We start from the raw sequence: 25,372 nt of genomic DNA, 5'->3' as shown, positions 1-25,372 counted from the left end.
TTATAACTATGTTTGTAGTTATAAAATGGAGATTTAACTTTTCAATCAAAATTATATCTCTCTAATATGTAACAAAAAACATGAATTAATAACTAATTATTCAAATAATAAATTATGAAATCGCCATGTTTGGCAAAATGCCATCATGAATTCAGGTCTTGCGATTCCATATGACCTTTTAAAAAAATAAATCAATACATATGAAAAGAAAAATCTCCTTATTTCTCATGGTGTTTTTTTCTGTAGTTGCTTTTTCTCAGAAAACAATTTCGGGTAAAATTACAGATGAAGACGGTGTTGCGATCCCAAGCGCAAGTGTAACGGTTGAAGAACCAGGAAAAGATGCCATTCTTGCATACGGAATCACCAATTCTAAAGGGGAATATAAGGTAACTTTCACTTCTGCAGAATCAAATGTAGATCTGAAAGTAAAAGCTTTTAACCAAAAACCTCTTACAAAACAAATCAGCAACAGTGATCAGACTTTAACATTCAAAATGCAGTCTGAGGCTACAGAAATAAAAGAAGTACAGCTGAAAACCAAAATGATCACCGCAAGAGGTGACACCATTGCCTACGATCTGAAAGCTTTCGACAGCAAAAATGACCGTACTTTGGCTGACGTAATGAAGAAAATCCCGGGAATTGAAGTCAATGCAGACGGCTCTATTCTTTATCAGGGAAATGCAATCAACAAATTCTACGTCAATGGAAAAGATTTAATGGAAGGCGGTTACGGAACGATCAACAATTCGCTTCCAAAAGATGCTGTGCAGAAAGTTGAGGTTCTTGAAAATCACCAGCCCGTAAAAATGCTTCAGGGAAAAATACCTTCTGATGCAGCAGCAATCAATATCAAGCTTAAAAACGCTGTGACAATGACAGGTCGTGGCGAAGTAGGAACCGGTTTCGGAGATCCATGGCTTTGGAATGTGAAACTGACACCCATGTTTTTTGGGCAGAAAAGTCAATGGGTAGTCAATTATAAAACCAATAATGTTGGTGAGGAGGTAGAAAACGAAGGGAATATCATCGGTTTCGGAAGCAGTTGGGAAGGCAGAAGAGGAAATGCTTCACAGAATAATTGGTTGAGCGTAGAAAATTCACAAACGCCAAATTTGCCCGTGAGAAGATATTTATTTAATAATGTTCATTATTTATCAGCAAATTATCTTACTAATATTGATAAGAAAAAAGAGTGGGAGCTTAAAGCAAATGCCAACTATACCAATAATTCTGTAGAGAGAGAAGATAATGTAGAAACTGTTTATGCGGGAACAGATGCTCAAGCAGGATCTACAATAACAACAACTACCAGAAATAACTATTTTACAGACAAATTAAAAGGAGAATTAATTTTTACGAAAAATGCTAAAAAAGGTTTTTTCAAAAATGTAACTACTTTCTCACAATTCTGGAATGCTGATCGGGCATTGGCAATAAGAGTAGGTCGAGTAGGTGATCAGTCATTGCAATCTCCAACATCTTCTTTTCAGAACTCCTTAAGTACAATTATACCTTGGAAAGAAAAAATGGTTAACTTAAAATCTTATGTCAATTATCAAGATGATAGTCAGACTTTAACTATTTCTCCTGCGAATTATTTACAGTTTCCTTATTTGCTTCCAAAAGCTAATGCAAGTGACCCAGACGAATTCGGAATCATAAATTTTGCACCGGGAACCAGAGCAGTACAGGATTTCAGAATTAAAACTTTAGATACCTCACACTCTGCTAACATCAGCTTTACAACGAAAGGATGGACATTTACTCCGCAAGTAGGAATAGATTTTTCTACGGATAAGTTATCTACAAATTTTGAAGGTTTGGCAATTCCTAATCCTCTTATACCTAATGATGTTCAGCCAGATTTCAGCAGTTCAGTTTATGAGAATAATTTGAAATTTACTGAACTTGTACCATCGGCATCTGTAGGTATTAATTACAAAAGCGATTCGTGGAGTATTTTTGCAAACGTACCCGTCAATTTTAACAGCATCAAAGCTGAAGATGATTTGAGAGGTGTTTCAAAATCTCTTAATAAAACTACATTTACACCAAACGCTTTCGTACAATACAGCTTTGCCTCTTTTTGGAAAGCCAGTTTAAATGGAAATATCAGTAATAATTTTGGAGACATTCAAACGGCTTATGCAGGTTATATGTTATCAAGCCCCGCTGGATTTAATGTGATGGATGCGAATAATCCCATCCCAGAAATTAATACCAAAAGTGTTGGTTCTAGAATTGAATATAGAAATCCGCTAAACAACTTGTTTTTTAATGTAAATTATAGAATAAGTGATACCAGCAGAAACTTGTTGTCATCTCCCATTTTAGATAGAACGACAGGATTTACTTTGATACAATATAGAAATCAAGAGAATTCATCACAAAGTAACAGCTTTAGTGGAGAAATTGGAAAATACTTTCCAAAATTTAAAACCAATTTATCTGTAAATTACAGAAATTCAGACACTGTTTCAGATGCTTTCTTAGATAATACCCAATATGAAAGTCAAAATAACAGTCAGTCTTATGGTTTAAAATTTAATAATACGTATTTCAGCTGGATGAGTATCGACTATAATGTAAGTATGTCTCGCAACAAGCAGGAAAACGTAGGGCTTCCAAATGGCGGAAGGTTAGCCACAAATAAAGGTTTCAATCATAATTTAGCTGCATTCCTATATCCATTAGAAAATCACACATTAGGATTTAATTGGGATCAGGTAAATTCTAGTGATGGCGAAAGAAAGTTTGATAATGCATTTTTTGATCTTTCATATCAATATACCTGGTCAAAGAAAAAAATTGATTTTGAATTGAAATGGATGAATATTGCTAACAGAAGAGTGTTTGAAACGTATAATATCATAGCATCTCAGAATGCAGTACAGTACACAAGAATACAGCTGAGACCTAGCCAAGTCATGTTCACAGTAAAATTCAACTTTAAATAGAAACAAAACCAATCTCAATGAGGTTGGTTTTTTATTTATAACTAAAAACTTTCTAAGTCTGCAGTCGGACCGTAACTTCCTGGAAGCTGAATATCATTCAGCCTGTAATAAACGCCCAATTGAGCACGATGATGGGTAATTTGGCTCAAACTGTGACGAATTGCGCCATATTTTGTCCAGGAAGACAGCACCTGCCCATCGTTTTTCAAAGACCATGTTGGATTAAGCTCTTCTTCAGTTGCTTTTTCCAAAGCTTCTTTGCTGGCTTTGTAATTATCTTCAAATACTTTGAGCAAATCTTCTTTTGTGGTAAGCAGTTTGGGTCTCAAGCTACTTTTTGCAAAATCAAGTTCTGAGCTGTTGAGCATAAAGCTAGCCCAGCCAAAAATTTCTGCAATATGAGTGACCAAATGGGCTATTTTCATGCTTTTTGGATGTGGAGCATAATCATTTTTGTCTTCAGGATAAATTTCAAAAAACTTCTTGGTTGTTTGATATTCGGCTTCCAGTTCGTCTCTGAGTTGTTTTAAAGTGTCCATAAAATATTTGTATTTAGGTGACTTAAATTTAGAAATTTTAGAGAAATACAAGTGAAGAAAATTTTTAATAAAAAACTGTAACAAAATTGCACAACTGCTAACTAATTATTTAAACGTTATTAAAATGAAAAATTTATTTTCAATAGTATTGATTGCAGCTTTTGCAATTGCTAATGCACAGGAAACGGCAAACAGATTCTTTTATGAATTGACTTTTAAACCTAAACAGGATTCTGCTAAAATAGAAAAAGTAATTACAATTTTGGATATTACAGATAAAAACAGATCTGTTTATCAGGATTACACTGTGATTGCACAGGATTCTATCATGAAAGTAGAAATTGAAGCCATGCAGAAAGCGGGTATCATGAAGGATCTTTCGAAGTCTATTAAGCAACCGAAAATTTCTGCAAGAGTTTACAAAACGTATCCAAGCATGAAAATTCAGTTTGTAGAGAAAATAGCAAGCGGATTTACTCCAGCAAACATTGGATACAGCGAGGATGCAAAATTCAACTGGAAAATCTTAAACGATAAACAAAAAATTGGCGAATATAATACCCAAAAGGCAACTACGGAATTTGGTGGAAGAAAATGGACTGCTTGGTTCAGCTCAGACATTCCTTTTCAGGACGGACCGTACAAGTTTTCAGGTCTTCCAGGCTTAATTGTAAAAATTGAAGATGATGCTAAAAATTATTCTTGGGTGCTTCAGGGTAATAAAAAAGTAAAAGACTATACAGAATTTTCTTATATTGAAAATCTGATGCAGGCAAAAGGAGGGAAAGTAAATGAATTACCAAGAGATAAATTCGAGAAAAAATTCGGTGAGTTCAAAAAAGATCCATTTGCTACGATCAGACCTATGATGACACAGGAAATGATGTCAAAATCAATCCCCGGAATGGATGGAACTATCGGTGATATGATGAAAAAACAGGAAAAACAGTACAAAGATTTCTTTAATGCTACAGATAATTCAATAGAGCCGGCTTACGGAAAAGTAATTGTTGGTGAAGTTGAAAAAGTAGGAAAAGAAAACGATAAAAAATAACATTCATATTTAACTCAGCTATATTGAAATAAACCCAAATGCAGAAGTGTGTTTGGGTTTATTGTTTTCCATAGTAGTTTCTGTGAATATTTAAAATCGCTCTTATTTAGATTAAATTTAAATAGCGTATATTTGCACGTACAAAAATATAGGTATTGAAAGATAACTATTTACAAACATTAAGCAGCTTTCCGAAGAACAAACTTGGGAAAATTTTGGGCTATGATAATAATCAGTTGAGAATGCCCAATAAAATCATAGAAATGGGGCTTTTGCCGGAAACTGTCTTCAGAATACTGTATCAGGCTCCTTTCAGTGGTCCTCTTTACGTGGAATTTGGCGAAGAAAAAAGCAGGATTGCACTTCGTAAAGAAGAAGGAGAGTTTATCATCGTAGAAGATTGGAATTGATGCAGCAACAAAACAAAAAACAGATACTTTTAGTAGGCAACCCAAACGTAGGAAAATCAACACTTTTTAACGCTCTATGCAACAAAAAGCAAAAGACAGGAAACTATGCAGGTGTTACCGTTGCAAGTCATTCCGGATCTTATACATACAAAAATGAAGAAGTAGAAGTTATAGATCTTCCCGGGTCTTACAGCATTTATCCAAGTTCGGAAGATGAAGCTATTTTTTCTAAATTTCTTTTGGAAAGTCAGAAAAATTTTGCCGGAGTTGTTTATATTTTAGAGGCTTTAAGTTTAAAAAGAGGACTGCTTCTATTTCAGCAGATTCAGGATTTGGGCGTTCCGATGATTTTGGTTGTTAATCAAATGGATCAGGCTGAGAGAAGAGGAATCAATATCGATATAGAAAAGTTTTCCGAAGCTTTGAATATCAAAATTATTCAGACCAATGCGAAGGAACAATTAGGAATTGAAGCCATTCAGAAAGCCATTTTAAATAATGATTTTGCTAAAACAGAAAAGCCATCATTTGAAATTCCTGCCGAACACAAAGATTTTTTAGATAAAGTTTCAGCCCACAAAAAGTTTGACAACAACTATAAAGCTTGGATGAGCCTTTCAATCGGTGCAGATTTAAATAAATTAGATTCTGCAACTGAATTAATTAACGATCCTGAATCTAAAAGTTTGGTTCCGAAAAGATTGCAGGTGCAGGAAGTTGTTAGGCGATACCAAAATATTGATAAAATTTTATCAAATGTTATCTCAAAAAAACCTCAGTTTAAAGAATTATTAACCGAAAAATTAGATAAGGTTCTTGTTCATCCAATTTTAGGATATATTGTTTTTATTGGAATTTTGCTGATCATTTTTAACAGCGTTTTCTTCCTTGCAGAATATCCGATGAACTGGATCGATGAGTTTTTTGCAGGGCTTTCGGCGTTTAGCAAAGAACATTTGCCTGAGGGTCCGATCAATTCGCTAATTTCCGACGGAATTGTTCCCGGATTAGGAGGTATCATTATTTTCGCACCGCAAATCGGGATTTTATTATACTTCCTTTATCTCTTGGAAGATTCAGGGTATATGGCAAGAGTGATTTTCCTGATGGACAGATTTTTGCGACCGTTTGGATTAAACGGGAAAAGTATCGTTCCGTTAGTTTCAGGAACGGCTTGTGCGATTCCTGCAGTGATTTCGACAAGAAATATTGAAAATTTCAGAGAAAGATTGCTCACGATTTTGGTGACACCATTTATGACTTGCTCGGCAAGACTTCCGGTTTATAGCATTATTATTGGATTAATTATTTCAGATAAAACGATTTTCGGAATTCAATACAGAGCTTTAGTACTTTTAGGAATGTATTTGTTGGGATTTTTCGTGGCGCTTCTTTCAGCAGCGATCTTGAAAGGTTTTATTAAAAATAAAGGTAAAACATACTTGGTCATGGATTTGCCAACCTACAAAAAGCCTCTTTTCGGATATGATCTGAAAATGGTTTTAGGGAAAGTTTGGGATTTTATTACAGGAGCCGGGAAAATTATATTCATTGTAAGTATCATCATTTGGTGTCTGAGTTATTTCGGACCGAAACAAAATCCGGATCAGGTTGTTGCGACAGATGTACATCTTGATCATTCGTATTTGGCTAAAATGGGAAAAGCAATAGAGCCTGCAATTGCTCCTCTTGGATACGACTGGAAAATGGGAGTCGGAATTTTAACAAGTTTTGTGGCAAGAGAAGTTTTCGTTGGTACGATGTCTACTTTATACAGTTTAGATGATGACGCTCCGGAAGGAAAAGTAATCGATAAAATGCGAATGGATGTAAAACCAAATGGCGAAAAAGTCTTCAGTTTTGCAACCGGTATTTCGGTTTTATTGTTTTATGCGTTTGCAATGCAGTGTGTTTCTACCATTGCAGTAGTTTACAGAGAAACCAAAAGCTGGAAATGGACTGGCTTTCAGGTTGTGATGATGACAGGTTTGGCATATTTTGTGTCATTAATAGCTTATCAAATCTTAAAATAAAATGGATTCTTCCTTAATTTTTCAATACATTATTATCGCTCTTGTAGTTCTTTTTGCCTGTTATTCTTTATTTAGACTGATCAGGAAAAATTTTGTACCAAAGAAATTTGATTCTAAAAGATCGGGTTGCGATAAGGATTGCGGATGTTCTTAATATTTTCCAAACTGAAAATTTTAACAAAGAAAATGGTTCCTTACAGAAATAACAACTTACTAACGTTAAGCATATTTCATCAATCAATCTTTGTTTTATTCGTATTTTTGCAAAAACATTTCGATGAAAGAAGAATTAATACAATCACTAACAAACTCTTTTGAAGATCATTCGCAAAAAACTGAAAATGGAATTGAATATTGGTTCGCCAGAGACATTCAACAACTTTTAGGTTATGTAGATTGGAGAAATTTTAATGGTGTAATTGTAAAAGCGAGAATTTCTTGTGAAACAAGTGATAATAATATTTCAGACCATTTCGTTGACGTCAACAAAATGGTCGACTTAGGATCTGGATCAAAAAGAGAAATTGATGATATTATGCTTACAAGATTTGCTTGTTATCTTATTGCTCAAAATGGTGATCCAAGAAAAGAAAAAATAGCATTTGCTCAAAATTACTTTGCTGTACAAACAAGAAAGTTTGAGGAAATTCAAAAAAGAATTATTGATTGGGAAAGACTACAAGCAAGGCAAAAATTAAGTATTTCTGAAAATGATTTATCAAGTTTAATATTTCAAAGAACGGGTAATGAAAAAGATTTCGGATTGATTAGAAGTAAAGGTGATTTTGCTCTTTTTGGAAAATCAACCCAGCAGATGAAAGATAAATTAGGAATTCCAAAAGGAAGAGCATTAGCTGATTATCTACCAACAATTACCATTAAGGCAAAAGATTTTGCAACAGAAATCACTATTTTTAATGCAAAAGAAAATAACCTTTCAACTGAAAGTAAGATTTCGGCAGAACATGTTACAAATAATAAATCAGTAAGAAAAATTCTTTTAGAAAGAGGGATAAAACCTGAAAACTTACCTGCAGAAGAAGATATTAAAAAACTAGAAAGAAGAGTAGTTTCCGAACAAAAGAAAATAAATAAAAATCCAGAAAAATTAGATTAAAATAGTATGTCATTAATAAAAAGTATCTCCGGAATCAGAGGAACGATTGGTGGAAAAGTAAATGATAACTTGACACCGCTTGATGTTGTAAAATTTGCATCAGCTTTCGGAACCTGGCTTCAGAACAATAAAAATAAAAAAGATTTAACCTTGATTATTGGTCGCGATGCAAGAATTTCAGGTTCAATGGTCAATTCTTTAGTAACTGCAACTTTGCAGGGATTGGGAATCAATGTAGTTGATCTTGGGCTTTCTACAACGCCAACTGTAGAAATAATGGTTCCTGAATTAAATGCGGATGGAGGAATTATTTTAACGGCTTCTCACAATCCGAAACAATGGAATGCACTGAAGTTATTAAACGAAAAAGGAGAATTCATCAATGGAGAAAACGGTGCGGAGGTTTTAGCACTCGCTGAAAATGAAGATTTCAATTATGCTGAGGTTGATGATTTAGGAAAATACGAAATAAGAGATGATGCTTTTGATATTCATATTCAGCAGATTCTTGATTTGCCGATGGTGGATGTTGAAGCCATTAAAGCTAAAAAATATAAAATTGTTTTAGATGCCGTAAATTCTACAGGCGGAATCGCAATTCCGATGCTTTTAGATAAATTGGGTTGTGAAACGGTAAAATTATACTGCGAACCAAACGGACAATTTCCGCACAATCCTGAACCTTTGAAAGAACATTTGGGAGACATTTGTGAATTGGTGATCAAAGAAAAAGCAGACTTTGGTATTGTAGTAGATCCGGATGTTGACAGATTGGCTTTGGTAGATGAAAATGGTGAGATGTTCGGGGAAGAATATACGTTGGTTGCTGTTGCTGATTACCTGTTGAAAAACAAAAACGGAGTTGCCATTTCAAATCTTTCTTCAAGCCGCGCCTTGAGAGATGTTGCCAAAACTCACAATTCAGAATACTTTGCAAGCGCAGTGGGAGAAGTGAATGTGGTGAATTTAATGAAAGAAAAAAATGCCGTGATTGGTGGTGAAGGAAACGGTGGAATTATCTATCCTGAACTTCATTACGGAAGAGATTCTTTGGTTGGTGTTGCTTTGTTTTTGACGCATTTAGCAAAAGAAAACAAAACGGTTTCTGAATTGAGAGCCGGCTACCCAAGTTATTTCATGGGGAAAAAGAAAATCGAACTGACTCCTGAAATAAATGTTGATGATCTTTTAACTAAAATGGAAAAAGAATATCAAAATGAAGAGGTTTCTACCGTTGACGGAGTAAAAATAGATTTTGAAAACAATTGGGTGCATCTTAGAAAATCGAATACCGAACCCATTATCAGAATTTATACAGAGGCTTTCTCACAAGAAGAAGCCGACAAATTGGGTGATGATATGATCGCAAAGATAAAAAGTTTGATTTAATTCAGAATTTTTGTACATTTAATATAGAAAAATAGTACGATGACAATTACCATTAACCCTAAAAACAAAAAAGAGCTCGCCAAAATAAAAGCGATTTTAAAGGCGGTTGAAATTGATTTTGTAGAAGAAAGTCCAGATGAAGATTGGTATGATAAACTTTCAGATGCTGAAAAAAAATCAATAGAATTGGGACTAGAGGATATTGAAGAAGGTAGAGTAGTTGCTCATTCTGAAGTGAAAAAGCTTTATGAAAAGTGGTTATGAAATCGTTTGTCTGATCAATCATTAAAAGAGTTAGAAGAAACAATTGAATATCTGGAGCAGAATTTTACAAATAAGGAATTGAGAAGGTTGTCGGGTGAGATTGAAAAGAAATTTAGGTATAATTTCAGAAAATCCGCTGTTTTTTTCAAGAACTGAAAAATTAGATATTCGTAAAGTGGTGATAACAAAGTTTAATACTTTGTACTATAAAATAGAAAATGAAAAGATTGAAATTATTTCATTTTTTTCAAATCGACAAAATCCTAACAATAGGAAATTTTAATTAAAAAAAGTTTTTTCGAAGTTTATAAAATAATTTTGAACTTTGAAAATAACGCTGAGATACTATATTGGAAGAATATTTTGGAAATGAACTTGTAAAAAAGTTCGAGGAAATGATGGAAAATAATGATGAATTCTATTTCGATACAGAAGAATTAGATGATATTATTGTTTATTATCTGGAGTTGGGAGATTTTAATTATGCTGATATGGCAGTCAATTACGGTCTCAAACTTCATCCCAATTCTTTGGATATCAAGATTAAAAAACTTGAAGTGCTCTTAGAATGGGAAGATTATAATATGGCGAAGGAATTAATCGATGAGTTAAAAGGTTCTTCTATGGAGAATACAGACTTTTTGGTTTGCTACGCAAAATATTATTCGAATTTAGGAAACCCTAGAAAATCTATTGAAATCTGCAAAAAAGCCTTAGAATTAAATGAAGAAGAAAACTTCCTGAATAATTTTATTGCAGACGAATATGTGAATTTGGGAGATCCTTTTAACGCTCTTAAACATTATCAGCAGGCATTGAAAGAAGATCCTACGGATGAATATTCTCTGGAGAACGCAATGATCTGTTTCAACGAACTGAATAAGAGTGATGAAGCTATTGCTTTTCTGAATGATTATCTTGATAATTTTGCTTATTCGGAAGTAGCCTGGAGCGAGTATGGACAGTATTATTTCAACAGAAAAAACTATGAAGAAGCCATTAAAGGTTTCGACTATATGTTGGCAATTAATTCCAGCGCTGTTGGAGTATATGCAAGTAAAGCAGCTTGTTATGAAGCTTTAAATCAATACAAAAAAGCAGTTGAGGTTTATGAAGAAATGCTTGAGCTGGAATATACAAAGGCTTTTACATTTTATAAAATAGGATTGTGTTATAAGGCTTTAAAACAGCCGACGGTAGCTTTAAATTATTTTCAGAAATCATTGAGAGAAGATCCTCAGTTTTATCTGGCAATGATGGAGCAGTCTTATCTTTATGAAGAAATGGGCGGAATGTCGGAAGCTCTGCATTTCGCAAGGGAAGCCACTTTGCTGAATGACGGAAACCTTGAATATCAGAAAAGACTGGCGTTCTTGTTTATCGATTCAGGTAAGTTTGAAGAAAGTCTTTCTTGCCTTAAAAAATTGGTAGATGCAGAACCTTCAAGATTTTATAATTGGTATGCTTATACTGAAGTTTTAATGTTGGTAGGTGAATATGAAGAGGCTGTAGCTGTTTTGATCTCCGCTTTGGAACATCACAACCGTGCAGAATTGTATTATCAGCTGAGCAATTGCTATTTCAACTTAAAAAATAATAGCAAAGGTACTGAAACACTACTAAAAGCCTTAGAGTTAGATCCTTCGCTGATTACAGATATGCAGAAAAAATATCCGTACATCAAAGACGAGGTGAAAAAAGTGAAAGCTAAAGTGAAGAAAAAAAATTAGGTTAGAAGCTTGAGATGGAAGTTTTAAATCCTTTCTTAAAATCGGAAAACCTTAATAGTTCTAAAATTTTTTGAATATCCGTTTTAATCTAAATTAATTGTAAGAATTAAAATAGACAATCAAAATCAATTTAAATAAAATAATCCTGCAGCAATGCGGGATTTATTTTTGAACAATAGTTTTAGCTCTTAAAAAGATCAGACCTGCAATAATGATACTAGCTCCCACAAATTGTAAAATCGTCAGTTTTTCACCATCTAAAATTCCCCAGATGATCGCAACGATCGGCATCAACAAAGTAACGGTCGATGCAAAAAGAGGACTGGAAACTTTCAGCAATCGGTAATTCATCATCATTGCCAATCCGGTTCCGAAAACGGAAAGTAAGCTCACAAACATTAAACCGATCATATTTTCTTTTGAAAAAGTAAATGTTGAAACAAAACCTGTTGATATTAATGCGATGAGGGAAGGTAAAAATAGAATGAAAGAAAACACAAATGCCGACAAAATAGTTGAAGAAACCTCCATTAGCTTAGATTTTACAGTCGTTGTACTGATTGCATAACATAATGTTGCCAAAAGCAAAAGAAGAATAGGAAATATTTTAAATTTGGAATCATCTCCGCCACCGAAGGCGAGAAGACAAACTCCGGTAAAACTTATAAAAATTCCGGTCATTTGTCTTTTGGTAGTTTCAAATTTCCAAAATAATGTTCCTACAATAATCACAAAAATGGGCATCATTGAATTGATAATTCCCGCAATACTGCTGCTGATTTCGGTTTCAGCAATAGGAAATAAGAACATCGGAATGAAATTTCCTGTAAACGCCGCTAAAATAAGCCATTTCAAATGTTTCTTCGGGAAAAGTCTGTATTTTGATATTGCGATGGGCATCAGAATAATTCCTGCAATCAAAACCCTCAATGCTCCGACCTGATAAGGAGTAAAATGGTCTAATGATTTTTTGATTAAAATAAATGACGACCCCCAGATAATACTGAGGACGATCAGAAGAATCCATTTTTCTTTATCTGCGTTCATTATTTTTGTGTAAAGTTTTTAAAAATTCTTTTTTGGGAATCATTCTTGCGCCTAAACTTTCAAGATGTTCGGTGTGAGATTGACAGTCGATTAATTCGAGTTCGTTTTTATGGGTTTCCACAAAATGAATAAATCCTGCTTTTGAGGCGTTACTCACTTTCGCAAACATACTTTCTCCGCAGAAGACCTTTCCTATCTGTAAACCGTAAAATCCGCCAACCAACTCTTCGTTTTGCCAGACTTCGATACTTTTTGCAAAGCCAAACTCGTGAAGTGTAATGAAAGACTCCATCAGCTCATCTGAAAGCCAGGTTCCGTCTTGTCCTTTTCTGTTGATTTCCTGACAGTTTTTAATGACTTCTTTAAAGCTCTTATTTTCGGTGAATGTGAAAACATTGTTCTTTAAAATTTTTTTCATCGATTTTGAAACTTTCAATTCGTCAGGAAAAAGAACGAATCGCGGATCAGGACACCACCATAAAATTTCTTCATCGGGATTAAACCAAGGGAAAATACCGTTTTGATAAGCAAACCAAATTCTTTCCACAGATAAGTCTCCGCCAAAAGCGATCATGCCTTCGTGCCCGTCGTAATGCAGCGGATTGGGAAATGAAATTTCGTTTGGGTCCAGTCGGATCATAAGGGTGAAAAAAATCCCACTTAAAAAGCGGGATTATGTTTGATTGTATGCTTTAATTAAAAAGGTAAATCGTCGTCATCATCTCCGGCAAAAGGATTTTCATTAGAAACCGGCGCTGCAGATTGTTGAGAAGATGCCTGAGTTGGCTCTGAGCCTGTACCGCCATCCATCACTTTTTCTACTCTCCATCCTGTAATAGAGTTGAAATATTTCGTTTCTCCTTGTGGTGAAACCCATTCTCTACCTCTGATGTTGATTCCTACCTTTACATTTTCTCCTTCTTTCAAAGCATCTAATAAGTTTATTTTATCCTGTAAAAATTCGATGTTGATTGGCTGTGGATATTGCTCTTGTGTAAGAATAACCATTTCTCTTTTTTGGAAACCACTCGCAAATGTTTGAACATCAGTGATTTTCTTTACCGTTCCTTGTAATTCCATATCGTAAATATTAACTTTGTAAAAGTAGTAAATTGAAATGTAATAAAAACGTCTCCCAAAGAAATTTTGAAAAAAAATAATTTTTTTTGTGAAAACTCTTGCAAATACAAATTATTGCCCTATATTTGCACTCACAAAAACGAAAGAAGTTCTTTAAAATAACTCAATAATAATGCGGATGTGGTGTAATTGGTAGCCACGCCAGACTTAGGATCTGGTGCCGTGAGGCGTGGGGGTTCGAGTCCCTTCATCCGCACAAAATTATGCGAAAATAGCTCAGCTGGTAGAGCACAACCTTGCCAAGGTTGGGGTCGCGGGTTCGAGTCCCGTTTTTCGCTCCACACCATGCCCTGGTGGTGGAATTGGTAGACACGCAGGACTTAAAATCCTGTATCCGCAAGGATGTACGGGTTCAAGTCCCGTCTGGGGTACTTAAAAAGACTGTTAATCATTGATTAGCAGTCTTTTTTGTTTTACCTATCAGTTTATATATGAAAATTTACACTCATTTCATCTAATTCTTTAAATTGTCCGGTCTACAGATTCAATAATCTCCTTGTTAAAGAGTTTAGGAACTCTATTTTTTCTAAATTTTTACATAATTTTTTTCTTATAAAATTCAAAAACAGTGTTTTTCCTCTTTTGTATCTATAAAGAGTTAACTACTTTTGTTACATAACCTTATAAAATTTTATAGATGAAAACTCCTTTTTTATTTAAGAATGCAAATGTGTTTTTTCGTGTACTTGTTTTAAGTGTATTTGTCATCAGCTTTATCCGTTGTACACCGCCACCGCCTGAAACTCCTGTTGATAACAGTTATAAAAAGAAGCTGATCACGCATCGGGAAGCGCAGGTTCTTTTTGATGAATATACAAAAACAAATAATAGAATTCTCACAGCATCCAGAAACGGACAGCCCGATTCAAGATGGTACTCATTCACTATTGAAGAGATGGAGGGATATATCAAATATGTGAAAGAAAATGCTAAAAAGCAAAATCTTAAAAACGTGGGAATCAAAATCTATATGGGAAAATATCCTGCAAATCATCCTGTAAATAAAATGGCGAAACCTGAATATGCGGGTTACCAAACCATCTTCTTAATGCCTACCGCAAAAAAAGAGAGATCTTCTGATGCCAATATGAAAAGTCGTGGAACAACATCAGATGAAAATGAAAAAATAGAGTCTATTCAGCCAATGAATATGACAAATCTGTCTCCACCGCCAAATCATGTATCTGCAAATACTTTGAATTAAAATTGATAAGTAATGGCTTGGAATGTAGAATTGGGAAAACAGATATCCATGATCATTTTGGTCATCATGATGATATTGATTGCTGCGAAGTATAAAAAAATAGAAAAAGTGAATCTGTTTTTCTTCGCAGGATATATCTTATTATCATTAAACGATTTCTTTTTCTATTTTTTTACCAAGATGACCAATTTGCTCACCGAAAAATATTATAGTGTTTGTATTGCAATCGTGTTTTTAATGTACCTGATTTACTATTACAAATTGATGTGCATTCCTATACTTAGAAAAATACAACGGATAATTTTGATCATGTTTTTTGTTAATATTTTCGGAATGTCTATTATAGAACACAGTTTTTTTGAAGGCTTGTCCTTTAATATTTTTTATATCAATATTCTTTTGTTAATATTTTCGATCATTTTATTTTTGTATCAGACGTTCAATTCAGATAAAATATTTGAGATAAAAAATTATCTGCCTTTTTGGATTTCGGTGGGTTCGCTTATCTTTTACATAGGAATAATTCCGCTTTTTTTCTTCAGGGTAAAAGTTTCAACAGATATTTTTGCTATCGTAATATTTTTATTAAATCTGATCAACAACGGATTAATTGTTTTAGGAATATTTTGGAACAAACCCGATGAAGTAAAATATACCTGACTGTAAAGCATGGAAGAAGATAGATTTGTCATAATTTTTACAGTTACTCTGTTGATAATCGTGTTAACGATGATTTTCGTTTATGTGATTTTCATTCGGAAAAAAACGACGCTGTTAATCGAGCAGAAGGAAAAAGATATGCATTTTGAAAAGGAACTAGCCACTTCACAGGTAGAAATGAAAGAACAAACGCTTAATTACATCGGTCAGGAACTGCATGATGATTTAGGTCAAAAGCTTTCCGTGGTTCGTTTAAGACAAAATCAGCTGCTTACCAGGCTCGATAATTCAGAAAAAGAAGAGCTGAATGAATTGAATGAATTATTGGGTGAATGCATTCAGGATATCAGAAATTTATCTAAAACCCTGATTACCGAACAGATCATTCATTTTGGGTTGGTAGAATCTATCGAAAGAGAAATTCAGAGAATAAAAAAATTACGATTACTGCAAATTGAATTTGTAACACAGAAGAACGACATTGATATCACTCCAAAACACGGGTTGATTTTATTCCGAATCATTCAGGAAAGTATCAATAATATTTTAAAACATTCAAGAGCTAAAAATGTATCTATCCAGCTCGAGGATGATCACGAAATATTAAAAATTACCATTTCAGATAATGGGAAGGGTTTTAATACCAATATTATGAGAGACGGTTCCGGATTGAAAAATATGGAATTGAGAGCAAAACTAATTCACGCAGAATTTTCTATCGAGTCAAAATTGGAAGAAGGGACGAAAACTTCAATTATATATCATAAAAACGTATCATGAAAACAATTCCGATAGCTATTGTTGATGATCATACTTTAATGTCGAAAGCATTAGAAAACATGATCACAGAAAATCCAAAATACCGAGTAGTGATGAATCAGCCCAATGGAGAGGATTTTATCGAAGGATTAGGAAATGCTTCTGAACTTCCCGCCGTTGTTTTGATGGATATCAATATGCCATACAAAAATGGGATCGAAACCACAGAATGGCTTACCGGACATCATCCCGACATCAAAGTGATTGCCCTCACTATGGAAGATGATGAAAAAGTATTAATTAAAATGCTGAAAGCCGGAGCAAAAGGGTATTTGCTGAAAGATATGCACCCTTCGATACTCTTTCAGGCAATCGATACCGTTTTTGAAAAAGGAAGTTTTTATACAGATTTTGTAGCTCAAAAACTCCTGAAAGTACAGACTGAAGATGCTAAAAACGCTTCATTACTTTCCGATTTAAAAGAAAGGGAAAAAGAATTCATCAAATTGGCTTGCAGCGAACTGACCTACAAAGAAATTGCCGATAAAATGTGTCTGAGCCCAAAAACGATTGATGGTTACCGAGATTCTGTTTTTGTTAAGTTAGAAATAAAGAATAGAGTCGGTCTTGTTCTATTTGCTTTAAAGCATAGTTTATGTTGAGATAATAATTCATGATAATAAAACAATGATCAACTTAATAAATAGGAGCAAAATGTTTGTAGGAGTAATAAATAAACTATACCAGTGACTTCCGTAGGAATGATACTTTTTTTCTAGAATAATTACCCTGGTCCATAGGCTAAAATTCAGAAGAAACGCTATCTTCATCAATATTACATCAATCCTTACCAATTTCCGGTGAGGATTTTTTCTTTCTAAATCATTTTCCAATTTAAAATTCAATCAAAGAAAGGTGCTTTTCCTGTAACGATTCAGGGATTCTCCTCTGTTTTTATGTTCCTGAAAATCAGAATTTTGTCATATAAAATTAAAGATAACGGCGGAACCCCAAAAGCCTAAAACAGAGTAGGGAATTTAAAAAACTAATACCATGAAAAAAGCATTAATTGTAGGAATCAACGATTACGCACCGATCGGTTCAGGTGGTCCGGATCTTAACGGATGCATCAACGATGCGCGTGATATGGCAAATACTTTAGTGATTTGTGGCTTTGCTCCTACGCAAATCAGAATTTTAACCAATCAGAATGCTACAAGAGCCAATATTTTAAAATATTTAAAATCACTGGTCAACAATAGTGTGAAAGGTGATTCGCTTGTATTCTATTATTCCGGACATGGAACACGTGTTGCCAACATCGGCGCAGATTTAGAAATCGATGGTTTGGATGAAGCGATTTGTCCGCACGATTATGCGAGCGCAGGAGTAATTCGTGACGATGACTTTAAAGCGGTTTTAAGCAAACTGAAAGCAGGAGTAAATCTTGAAGTTATTTTCGATTGTTGTCATTCTGGAACAGGAACAAGAAAAATGGATTTAGGTTTGGATATGGATTTTTCCTACGAAGCAGCACGTTTTATTCCGCCCATGCTTGAAGATGAGTTTTATATGACTTATGCAAGTGAAATTCCGTTATCTAAAAGTTCGAAAAAAGAATCCTTTACAACCAAAGCTTTGGTTCCTGTTGCGGGTTTAAATCATACTTTATGGGCTGCATCCAAAGATAATCAGGTTTCAATGGAAGGAAACATGAGCGGACAAATCCGGGGTTATTTTACCTATCATTTCTGTAAAATACTTCGTGCTACTAACGGAAATATTGTCAGAAAAACACTCGACAAACAGATTGCTATGGCTTTAGCGGCAATGGGCGCTGCACAGATCAACCAGACAGAAAGCATTACAGCAGAATTTTCACAAAAAATATTTTCATAAATCATTGGCGGAATCCGAAAAGCCATCCAAAGAGTAGGAAAAAACTGATTAAAACACCAAATAATCATGTCTAATATTGAAAACAACAACCCAATGACAGCTGAAGAAGTTTTAAAACTTAAAACAATCAAAGCAAAGTCAGCTGAAAAATCAGCAAATTTAAAATCAATCGACAAAGAGCCTGAAATGGAAAACATCGATGGAAGAGTTTATCCGAAAGGAATGAAATCTGTCGCAATTACAATGAAAGAAAAATCTGTTGACGACGAAATTATGGAAACCGATCATTTCTATCCTACACACGCAGATTTCGAATATCAGCCAAAGTTAGAGCCAAAGAAAGACCGAAAACCTAAATTTATTGAAAGAGAAACTTTCCTTACGGCTGAAGGTGCAAAAACCATATTCGGAATAGATCAGAGAAAAGTATTCAATTCAACAGCGTATCCCTGGCGTTGCGTAGGAAGAGTAGAAAGTCCTTTGGGAATTGCAAGCGGTGTGATGATTGGTCCGAGACATCTTTTGACTTGCTCTCACATTATAGATTGGAAACCCAATAACCAGACTGGCTGGTTAAAATTCACTCCAATGTATTACAACGGGAGCGCTCCTTATGGAGCAGCATGGGGAATTCAAACCTATTACAAGCATAAAGTTGCAGGTCCTACGATTGACGGTACTGAAGTGCAGTTTGATTATGTAGTTGTAGTTTTAGACCGACCAATCGGAAATAGTACAGGCTGGTTAGGTTCAAAATCTTACTCAGATTCTTGGGACGGACAAGCTTCGTTTACTCATGCTGGCTATCCCGCAGATTTGACAGGAACTCAAAGGCCAACTTATCAAACGGGAATTGCTTTAGACGGTGATTTTTGGAGTCCGGATGATAATCAGAGCATCAATCATCATGCGGATATTTGGCCTGGACAAAGCGGTGGTCCTTTCTGGGCGTATTGGAACGGAGTACCTTACGCAGTTGCTACCCAAAGTGCTCATAATCCAAGCATTAATTTTGCAAGTGGCGGTTCAGATTTAGTAGGGCTTGTTACGAGAGCAAGAAATGAATATCCTTAAACATTATTTTGTTTTATAAATGGAGAGTCTGGTCTTTGAGATCAGGCTCTTTTAATTTAAAATAAAACAGCACCTTCAAAAAAGTGCTGTTCAGTATTTATATTCAATTATTTCCTAAACATTTCTGTGTGCGGAATATTGTCTTCCAGATATTTTTTTCCGGTATCTTCAAAACCAAATCCTGAATAAAATCTTAACAGATAATCTTGTGCGGAAATTCTGATTTCATTTGTATGAAAACGATTTTCTATAGTTTCAACTGCATATTGTATTAATTGTTTGCCTAAACTTTTTCCTCTTGCCTTTTCTGTTGTTAAAACTCTTCCGATGGAAGTTTCAGGATATTTTATGCCTTTATTAAATATTCTGCAGTACGCTAAAACACTATTTTCTTGTTCAGCCCAAATATGCATGGCTTGTTGGTCATATCCATCCAAATCATGATATGGACAATCCTGTTCTACCACAAAAACATCAACTCGCGCTTTGATAATCTCATAGAGTTCTGAAGTGGTAATTTCTTCAAAACTTTTTATTTTCCAGATAATATTATTCATTAAAAGTCACACTGTTATTTGCCAAAAACTCATTTGTTTTTTGAATAAAACTTAAAATCTCATCAGTTCCCGTTTTCTTTTCGGCTGATGTTACATAAATTTCGGGGAGATCTTCCCAGGTTTTGTGAAGTTCAACTTTGTAATCTTCCACATTTTTTATGGCAATATTCGGTTTGAGCTTATCAGCTTTCGTAAAAACTATTGAAAACGGAACACCACTTTCTCCACACCATTGAATAAATTCCAAATCAATTTTCTGTGGAGTATGACGAGAATCTATCAAAACGAAAAGATTCACAAGATTGTTTCTGTTTAATATATAGTTGTTGATCAGTTTCTCAAAGTCTCTTCTCATAACTTTTGAAACTTTCGCATATCCGTATCCCGGTAAATCAGTAAGATACCAGCTTTCATTAATAATAAAATGATTAATCAACTGAGTTTTCCCCGGAGTTCCTGACGTTTTTGCTAAATCTTTCCTGTTTAGCATTGCATTAATCAACGATGATTTTCCTACATTTGAGCGTCCGATGAAAGCGTATTCAGGCATAGTTCCTTCAGGACATTCCTGCCATTTTCCGCTACTTTTTACAAACTCTGCTGTTTTTATAACCATTTTTTCTTGATTTTATTTAGAAAAATAAACCATTAAGAAAGTCTTAATGGTTTAGTCTTAATTTTATATTTTATCTTTTACCCAGTTGTAAAGAATTTCATTAAATTCATCTGGTTTTTCCATCATTGCTGCATGTCCGCATTTATCGATCCAGAAAAGATCTGAATTTGGGATAAATTTATGCATATCAATCGCAACTTCCGGAGGTGTTACATTATCCTGTTTTCCCCAAATTAAACACGTCGGACGCAAAATTTTAGGAAGATCATTCAGCATATTGTGTTTGATGGCGCTTCTTGCCAGCATAACGGTTTTGATCCCTTTCATTCTGTCATTGACAACGCTGAAAACTTCGTCTACCAAAGCTTCAGTGGCTACAGCGGGATCATAAAAAACTTCTTCTGCTTTTTTTCTAATATAAGAACGGTCATTCTTTCTCGGAAAACTATCTCCAAAAGCTCTTTCGTATAATCCTGAACTTCCTGTAAGAACTAAATTCTGTACCAAATCTGGTCTTGCTAATGTCAGAATAAGTCCCACATGACCACCCATAGAATTTCCGACTATGGTGACTGGTTTGCCAATTTCGCTCTCAATAAATTTGATCACATATTTGGCAATTGTGGTAAGGTTGGTATTAAGTACCGGCAAATCGTAGATCGGTAATTGAGGCACATAGACCTTAAAACCTTTCTCTGAAAAAAAATTCACCATCTTATCAAAATTACTCAATCCACCCATCAAACCGTGCAAAAGCACTAATGGATGTCCTTCCCCAGCTTCAATGAAGGTATATTTCTTATCTTTTTTTGTACTAAATATCATAAAGTCGCTTTAATAAAGCATTGCAAAAATACAAATTATACACCAAAAATTTTTTGATATCTCTAATTTAAAATAAAAATAATATAATAACAGTAATCCATCCATTTTTTTCGAAAATCTTTTTATTATTCGCTGAATAACAAGGTTTGTAACTGTTTTTATATCAAATATTTAAACTGGGTTTGTTAGTGATTGAGTAAAACTTATTAACATTAAGTCAAAAAGTGGGAAAAAGTGGGAGGTTTTAGAATTTTTTGTATAATTTTGTCCCAAATGAGAAATTTCATTGGAACATATGAGTGCAAAATAGACGACAAGGGTCGTCTCAAGGTGCCTTCATCGCTAATCAAGCAGATGGAAGACTTTGAGGACAAAACCTTTGTGGTAAAGCGTTCTGTGTTTCAACCGTGTCTCGAAGTTTATCCTATGAAAGCATGGGATAAGCTTATGGAAAAAATAAATAAACTAAACAGATTCGTTAAAAAGAATGCTGATTTCATCAGAATGTTTACTGCCGGTGTGAAAACTGTGGAGTTAGACAGTGCCGGAAGATTGCAGATTTCAAAAGATCTTACGCATTTTGCTGATCTTACGAAAGATATTGTAATAACAAGCGCTGGTGAGCTTTTCGAAATTTGGGATAAAGATGCATATGAAAAGGTAATTGCAACCAATGAAGAAGATTTCGCAAGTCTGGCAGAAGATGTAATGGGCGCTTTTGGCGAAGAATAAATAAGTACACAAATGAGCATATATCACAACCCCGTTTTATTGAAGCAAAGTGTGGATGATTTGGTGACGAATCCGGACGGAATATATGTGGACTGCACATTTGGAGGTGGAGGTCATTCACAAGAAATTTTGGGAAGACTTTCTGAAAATGGAAAATTATACGCATTCGATCAGGATTTGGACGCACTTAAAAATACATTAGATGATCCTAAATTTACATTAATCAATCAGAATTTCAGGTTTTTAGAAAACTCTCTTCTGATGTACGGAGTTTTTAAAGTTGATGGTGTTCTGGCTGATCTTGGTGTTTCTTCCCATCAATTTGACGAGGCTGAAAGAGGATTTTCAACGAGAAACAATGCGCCACTCGATATGAGAATGAATGTGATGCAGAGTCTTGATGCTAAAAAAGTGATCAATGAATATGAAGAAGAAGCTTTAGCGGATATTTTTTATTACTACGGTGAACTTAGAGAAGCGAGAAAACTGGCAAGAGATATCGTTCATCACAGAAAAATAAAGAGCATCAATACAACGGAAGACCTGAAAAAATTATTCAGTTTTCTTCCGCCGCATAAGGTGAATAAATTTTATGCGCAGCTATTTCAGGCAATAAGAATTGAAGTAAATCAGGAGCTGGAAGTTTTAAAAGAAATGTTGGTTCAGGCTTACAATGTTTTGAAACCGGGGGGAAGATTGGTCGTTATTTCTTATCATTCTTTAGAAGACCGTTTGGTAAAAAGATTCCTGAAAAATGGAATGTTTGAAGGTGAGCCGCAACGTGATATCTACGGAAATTATGCAAAAGCATTTGAATTGGTGAAAAGCAAGGCAATCATTCCTGATAATAAGGAAATTGAAGAAAACTCAAGAGCCAGAAGTGCTAAAATGAGAACAGGAATAAAATTATAAATCACAGCACGTAAATTCTCCTCCAGAGGAGGGTGCCAAAAATTCGAGAGAATTTTTGACGGAGTGGTTTAAAAAGAATAATTAATAAATAAATCAGACAAAGTCTGTGGCAAAAAAAACAACATATCGTCCTCAAAAAAGACTCACTTTTATAGATATTATAAAAGGAAATTTTCTGAATCGTGATGAGTTGAAAACGCATTATAAATTTTTCCTGTTAATATTTGTTCTAATGATGGCAATGATATATTCTAACCATTTGGTAAACAAAAAAATAAAAATCGTAAACGCTTTAAAAGAAGAAACAGAAGAATATAAATCAAGAAACGCTTACGCACAAAGTAAGCTGATCAAAGTAAAAATGGAATCTGAATTGGGGAAACAAGTCGCAGCAGACTCGTTAATGACCTTAGAAAGCCACCCACATAAACTCTTAATAAAATTAGACAGTACAGATGCAAAAGCAAAATGAATACGATAACAAACGTAAAAAAACTTTACGATGGGGCTACCTCTTTGCAGTGGGAGCTTTGTGTGTTTTTGTGCTTTTCATTGCAAGAATTGTCATTCTTCAGAATACCAATGTTCAGGAGATTAAGGATGATTATATCAATAATAATTACCGTACAGCAACTCTAAAAGCTGCCCGCGGAAATCTTTATGCTTCTGATGGATCTATTTTGGCAACAACCGTGATGCGTTACGATGTCTTTCTTGATTTTAAAACGATAAAAGACACAGTTTATACTAACAATATTGGTCCGCTTACAGATTCTTTAAGTAAAATGTTCGGAAAACCGAGAGCTGAATTCAGAAAGAAATTTGATGAGCAGAGAAAAAAGAAAAATCAATATTATTCTTTGGTAAGAGGGTTAGATTTCGATCAGTATGACAGAATCAGAAAGTTTCCGATTTTTAAAAGAGGTAAAAATAAAGGAGGTTTCATTATTGACAGAAACTACAAGAGAGAGCTGGCAACTTCAGAAATTGGAGCCGGAACAATCGGAATTGATAATGGAGTCGCAAAAGCAGGTCTTGAAGGTGCTTTTTCAAAATATTTAACAGGAACAGATGGTGAAAGGCTTGAGCAAAGAGTCAACTCTTCACAATGGAAGCCTATTGATTTCTGGAAAGTTAAAGAACCAACTGACGGACAGGATGTTTACACTACTTTAGATCTTAGAATTCAGGACATTGCACATTCAGCTTTAGAAAAGCAACTGATCAATTTTGAAGCAAAACACGGAACAGTAATCGTAATGGAAGTTGCAACCGGAAAAGTTCGTGCAATGGTTAATTTAAGAGAAACCGAGCCTGGAGTTTACGAAGATGCTTATAACTATGGTTTAAAAGATAATATCGAACCGGGATCTACTTTCAAAACGATTTCGCTTTTGGCTGCAATGGACGACGGATTTATCGATGAAAACACAACGGTAAACGTAGGAAACGGAGTTTGGGTTTACGCAAAACAAAGAATTTCTGATGGTCACGGTGGAGGAACTTATGATATCAGTGATGTTTTGGCAAAATCGAGTAACGTAGGAACAGCAAAACTAATCACGAAATATTACGCAGACAAACCGGAAATTTTTCTTGATCATTTAAGAAGATGGAAATTATTCGACAAAATGGATATTGAGCTTCCCGGAATTACAAAACCGAGAATTTTAACTCCAAAAAGCAAATCGTGGAATGCAGCAACATTAGCCTCAATTGGTTATGGTTATGCAACGAATATAAACTTGTTACAATTAGCAACATTCTATAACGGTGTAGCCAATAAAGGTAAAATGCTGAAACCTATTTTCATTGATAAAATAATGAAAGATGGCAAAACTATTTTTGAAGCCAAAGAAGAAGTAATGGTTAAAAAAATGGCTTCAGATAAAGCGATTCAGATGATGACAAGTGCTTTGACAAAAGCCGTTGAAAAAGGAACGGGAAGGAGTATTTTCACACCAAACCTGAAAATGGCAGGAAAAACCGGAACTGCAAGGTTTGAATATTGGTTGCCTGGTCCGATGAAGTACAGAGCTTCGTTTGCAGGATTTTATCCGGCAGATAATCCGAAATATACGTGTTACGTAATGATTAGCGAACCAAATGTGTCAAAAGGATTTTATGGAGGAACGGTTTCCGCACCGGTTTTTAAAGAAATCGCAGGAAAAACTTTCCTGAAAACACCTCAGAATGTTGAAAAAGAAATGCTTGTCGACAGAAAAGTCAACCTCAATAAAATGGTTGAACCGAATGTGAAAATAGCAGTCAATAATAAACAAATGCCAAGTGTTGTAGGATTGATTGGTAAAAATGCAATCCCACAATTGGAAAATTTAGGATATCGGGTAGACTTTAAAGGAGTTGGAAGAATTAAGGAACAGTTTCCTTTGGAGGGTACAACAATCAGTAAAAACCAGAGAATTTATTTGACTCTGCAGAATTAAA

The 25,372-nt window shown here is 34.6% G+C and carries 25 protein-coding genes and 3 tRNA genes; 21 read left to right on the top strand and 7 right to left on the bottom strand.

The genetic code is table 11. The features are described 5' to 3' along the window. Positions 1-200 precede the first annotated feature (200 nt). On the top strand, positions 201-2,963 hold the full coding sequence (locus tag K0R77_RS05025; RefSeq protein WP_300349323.1) for a TonB-dependent receptor: 2,763 nt from the start codon (positions 201-203) through the stop codon (positions 2,961-2,963). A gap of 41 nt (positions 2,964-3,004) precedes the next feature. Here the strand turns inward: K0R77_RS05025 and K0R77_RS05020 are convergent, their stop codons facing one another. Beyond that, the gene (locus tag K0R77_RS05020; protein WP_300349320.1) at positions 3,005-3,502 is read right to left on the bottom strand and encodes a DinB family protein; all 498 of its coding nucleotides are present in this window, start codon (positions 3,500-3,502) and stop codon (positions 3,005-3,007) included. A gap of 124 nt (positions 3,503-3,626) precedes the next feature. Between K0R77_RS05020 and K0R77_RS05015 the strand changes: the two genes are divergently transcribed. From K0R77_RS05015 to K0R77_RS04985, 7 genes are all read left to right on the top strand, one after another. Further along, positions 3,627-4,556, top strand: coding sequence for a GLPGLI family protein (locus K0R77_RS05015; RefSeq protein WP_300349318.1), 930 nt, complete (start codon positions 3,627-3,629; stop codon positions 4,554-4,556). Positions 4,557-4,711: 155 nt separating this feature from the next. After that, positions 4,712-4,966, top strand: a complete 255-nt coding sequence (locus tag K0R77_RS05010; protein WP_300349316.1) for a FeoA family protein — start codon at positions 4,712-4,714, stop codon at positions 4,964-4,966. Then, positions 4,966-6,999 carry a ferrous iron transport protein B gene (gene feoB, locus K0R77_RS05005; RefSeq protein WP_300349313.1) on the top strand — a complete coding sequence of 678 codons (2,034 nt, stop codon included), beginning with the start codon at positions 4,966-4,968 and terminating at the stop codon, positions 6,997-6,999. The genes K0R77_RS05010 and feoB overlap by 1 nt, the downstream gene beginning before the upstream one ends. A gap of 277 nt (positions 7,000-7,276) precedes the next feature. Next, on the top strand, positions 7,277-8,116 hold the full coding sequence (gene dinD, locus K0R77_RS05000) for a DNA damage-inducible protein D (RefSeq protein ID WP_300349310.1): 840 nt from the start codon (positions 7,277-7,279) through the stop codon (positions 8,114-8,116). 6 nt (positions 8,117-8,122) lie between these two features. Continuing rightward, complete coding sequence (glmM, locus tag K0R77_RS04995; RefSeq protein ID WP_300349306.1) at positions 8,123-9,505, top strand: phosphoglucosamine mutase; 1,383 nt, start codon at positions 8,123-8,125, stop codon at positions 9,503-9,505. A gap of 39 nt (positions 9,506-9,544) precedes the next feature. Then, entirely contained in the window at positions 9,545-9,769 is a 225-nt protein-coding gene (locus K0R77_RS04990) for a DUF2683 family protein (RefSeq protein ID WP_300349303.1), read from the top strand. Between the two features lie 350 nt (positions 9,770-10,119). Next, positions 10,120-11,499 carry a tetratricopeptide repeat protein gene (locus K0R77_RS04985; RefSeq protein ID WP_300349300.1) on the top strand — a complete coding sequence of 460 codons (1,380 nt, stop codon included), beginning with the start codon at positions 10,120-10,122 and terminating at the stop codon, positions 11,497-11,499. 162 nt (positions 11,500-11,661) lie between these two features. On the opposite strand, the gene K0R77_RS04980 is transcribed toward K0R77_RS04985, so the two are convergent. Genes K0R77_RS04980 through K0R77_RS04970 form a run of 3 tightly spaced genes read right to left on the bottom strand, consistent with a single transcriptional unit; the run spans position 11,662 to position 13,626 of the window. Beyond that, positions 11,662-12,546, bottom strand: coding sequence for a DMT family transporter (locus tag K0R77_RS04980; protein WP_300349298.1), 885 nt, complete (start codon positions 12,544-12,546; stop codon positions 11,662-11,664). Beyond that, positions 12,533-13,186 (bottom strand): leucyl/phenylalanyl-tRNA--protein transferase, encoded by a 654-nt coding sequence (gene aat, locus K0R77_RS04975; protein WP_300349295.1) that lies wholly within the window; start codon positions 13,184-13,186, stop codon positions 12,533-12,535. Before aat ends, K0R77_RS04980 begins: the two co-directional genes overlap by 14 nt. A gap of 56 nt (positions 13,187-13,242) precedes the next feature. Further along, complete coding sequence (locus K0R77_RS04970; RefSeq protein WP_300349292.1) at positions 13,243-13,626, bottom strand: DUF3127 domain-containing protein; 384 nt, start codon at positions 13,624-13,626, stop codon at positions 13,243-13,245. Between the two features lie 174 nt (positions 13,627-13,800). Here K0R77_RS04970 and K0R77_RS04965 point away from each other — a divergent pair. The 9 genes from K0R77_RS04965 (at position 13,801) to K0R77_RS04925 (ending at position 19,282) form a co-directional block, all read left to right on the top strand. Beyond that, positions 13,801-13,882 (top strand) — tRNA-Leu (locus K0R77_RS04965). Between the two features lie 9 nt (positions 13,883-13,891). Next, a tRNA-Gly gene (locus K0R77_RS04960) sits at positions 13,892-13,967 on the top strand. Positions 13,968-13,973: 6 nt separating this feature from the next. Then, positions 13,974-14,057: transfer RNA gene (locus K0R77_RS04955), tRNA-Leu, on the top strand. A 266-nt stretch (positions 14,058-14,323) separates the two neighbouring features. Continuing rightward, positions 14,324-14,890 (top strand): hypothetical protein, encoded by a 567-nt coding sequence (locus K0R77_RS04950; protein WP_300349289.1) that lies wholly within the window; start codon positions 14,324-14,326, stop codon positions 14,888-14,890. A gap of 12 nt (positions 14,891-14,902) precedes the next feature. Then, on the top strand, positions 14,903-15,550 hold the full coding sequence (locus K0R77_RS04945; RefSeq protein ID WP_300349286.1) for a hypothetical protein: 648 nt from the start codon (positions 14,903-14,905) through the stop codon (positions 15,548-15,550). Positions 15,551-15,559: 9 nt separating this feature from the next. Further along, positions 15,560-16,330 (top strand): histidine kinase, encoded by a 771-nt coding sequence (locus K0R77_RS04940; protein WP_300349283.1) that lies wholly within the window; start codon positions 15,560-15,562, stop codon positions 16,328-16,330. Continuing rightward, positions 16,327-16,971, top strand: a complete 645-nt coding sequence (locus K0R77_RS04935; protein WP_300349281.1) for a response regulator transcription factor — start codon at positions 16,327-16,329, stop codon at positions 16,969-16,971. The genes K0R77_RS04940 and K0R77_RS04935 overlap by 4 nt, the downstream gene beginning before the upstream one ends. A gap of 391 nt (positions 16,972-17,362) precedes the next feature. After that, positions 17,363-18,208 (top strand): caspase family protein, encoded by an 846-nt coding sequence (locus K0R77_RS04930; protein WP_300349279.1) that lies wholly within the window; start codon positions 17,363-17,365, stop codon positions 18,206-18,208. A 66-nt stretch (positions 18,209-18,274) separates the two neighbouring features. Continuing rightward, complete coding sequence (locus K0R77_RS04925) at positions 18,275-19,282, top strand: hypothetical protein (protein ID WP_300349276.1); 1,008 nt, start codon at positions 18,275-18,277, stop codon at positions 19,280-19,282. A gap of 107 nt (positions 19,283-19,389) precedes the next feature. Here K0R77_RS04925 and K0R77_RS04920 read toward each other — a convergent pair whose 3' ends face one another. The 3 genes from K0R77_RS04920 to K0R77_RS04910 all read right to left on the bottom strand — a co-directional run bounded on the left by K0R77_RS04920 (position 19,390) and on the right by K0R77_RS04910 (position 21,280). Further along, positions 19,390-19,839, bottom strand: a complete 450-nt coding sequence (locus K0R77_RS04920) for a GNAT family N-acetyltransferase (protein WP_300349273.1) — start codon at positions 19,837-19,839, stop codon at positions 19,390-19,392. After that, the gene (gene yihA, locus K0R77_RS04915) at positions 19,832-20,455 is read right to left on the bottom strand and encodes a ribosome biogenesis GTP-binding protein YihA/YsxC (protein ID WP_300349271.1); all 624 of its coding nucleotides are present in this window, start codon (positions 20,453-20,455) and stop codon (positions 19,832-19,834) included. The genes K0R77_RS04920 and yihA overlap by 8 nt, the downstream gene beginning before the upstream one ends. Before the next feature lie 63 nt (positions 20,456-20,518). Beyond that, positions 20,519-21,280, bottom strand: coding sequence for an alpha/beta hydrolase (locus K0R77_RS04910; RefSeq protein ID WP_050377820.1), 762 nt, complete (start codon positions 21,278-21,280; stop codon positions 20,519-20,521). Between the two features lie 273 nt (positions 21,281-21,553). Between K0R77_RS04910 and mraZ the strand changes: the two genes are divergently transcribed. From mraZ to K0R77_RS04890, 4 genes are all read left to right on the top strand, one after another. Then, the gene (mraZ, locus tag K0R77_RS04905) at positions 21,554-22,012 is read left to right on the top strand and encodes a division/cell wall cluster transcriptional repressor MraZ (RefSeq protein WP_300349266.1); all 459 of its coding nucleotides are present in this window, start codon (positions 21,554-21,556) and stop codon (positions 22,010-22,012) included. A gap of 18 nt (positions 22,013-22,030) precedes the next feature. Beyond that, positions 22,031-22,924: a 16S rRNA (cytosine(1402)-N(4))-methyltransferase RsmH gene (gene rsmH / locus K0R77_RS04900; RefSeq protein WP_300350436.1), complete on the top strand. Its 894-nt coding sequence runs from the start codon at positions 22,031-22,033 to the stop codon at positions 22,922-22,924. A 106-nt stretch (positions 22,925-23,030) separates the two neighbouring features. Further along, entirely contained in the window at positions 23,031-23,396 is a 366-nt protein-coding gene (locus tag K0R77_RS04895; RefSeq protein WP_300349263.1) for an FtsL-like putative cell division protein, read from the top strand. Continuing rightward, positions 23,380-25,371, top strand: coding sequence for a penicillin-binding transpeptidase domain-containing protein (locus K0R77_RS04890; protein WP_300349261.1), 1,992 nt, complete (start codon positions 23,380-23,382; stop codon positions 25,369-25,371). The genes K0R77_RS04895 and K0R77_RS04890 overlap by 17 nt, the downstream gene beginning before the upstream one ends. The last annotated feature ends 1 nt before the right edge of the window (position 25,372 follow it).

It is taken from the genome of Chryseobacterium sp., from assembly GCF_029240215.1.
Lineage (GTDB): Bacteria > Bacteroidota > Bacteroidia > Flavobacteriales > Weeksellaceae > Chryseobacterium.
This window is presented reverse-complemented; position numbering and strand designations above follow the sequence as displayed.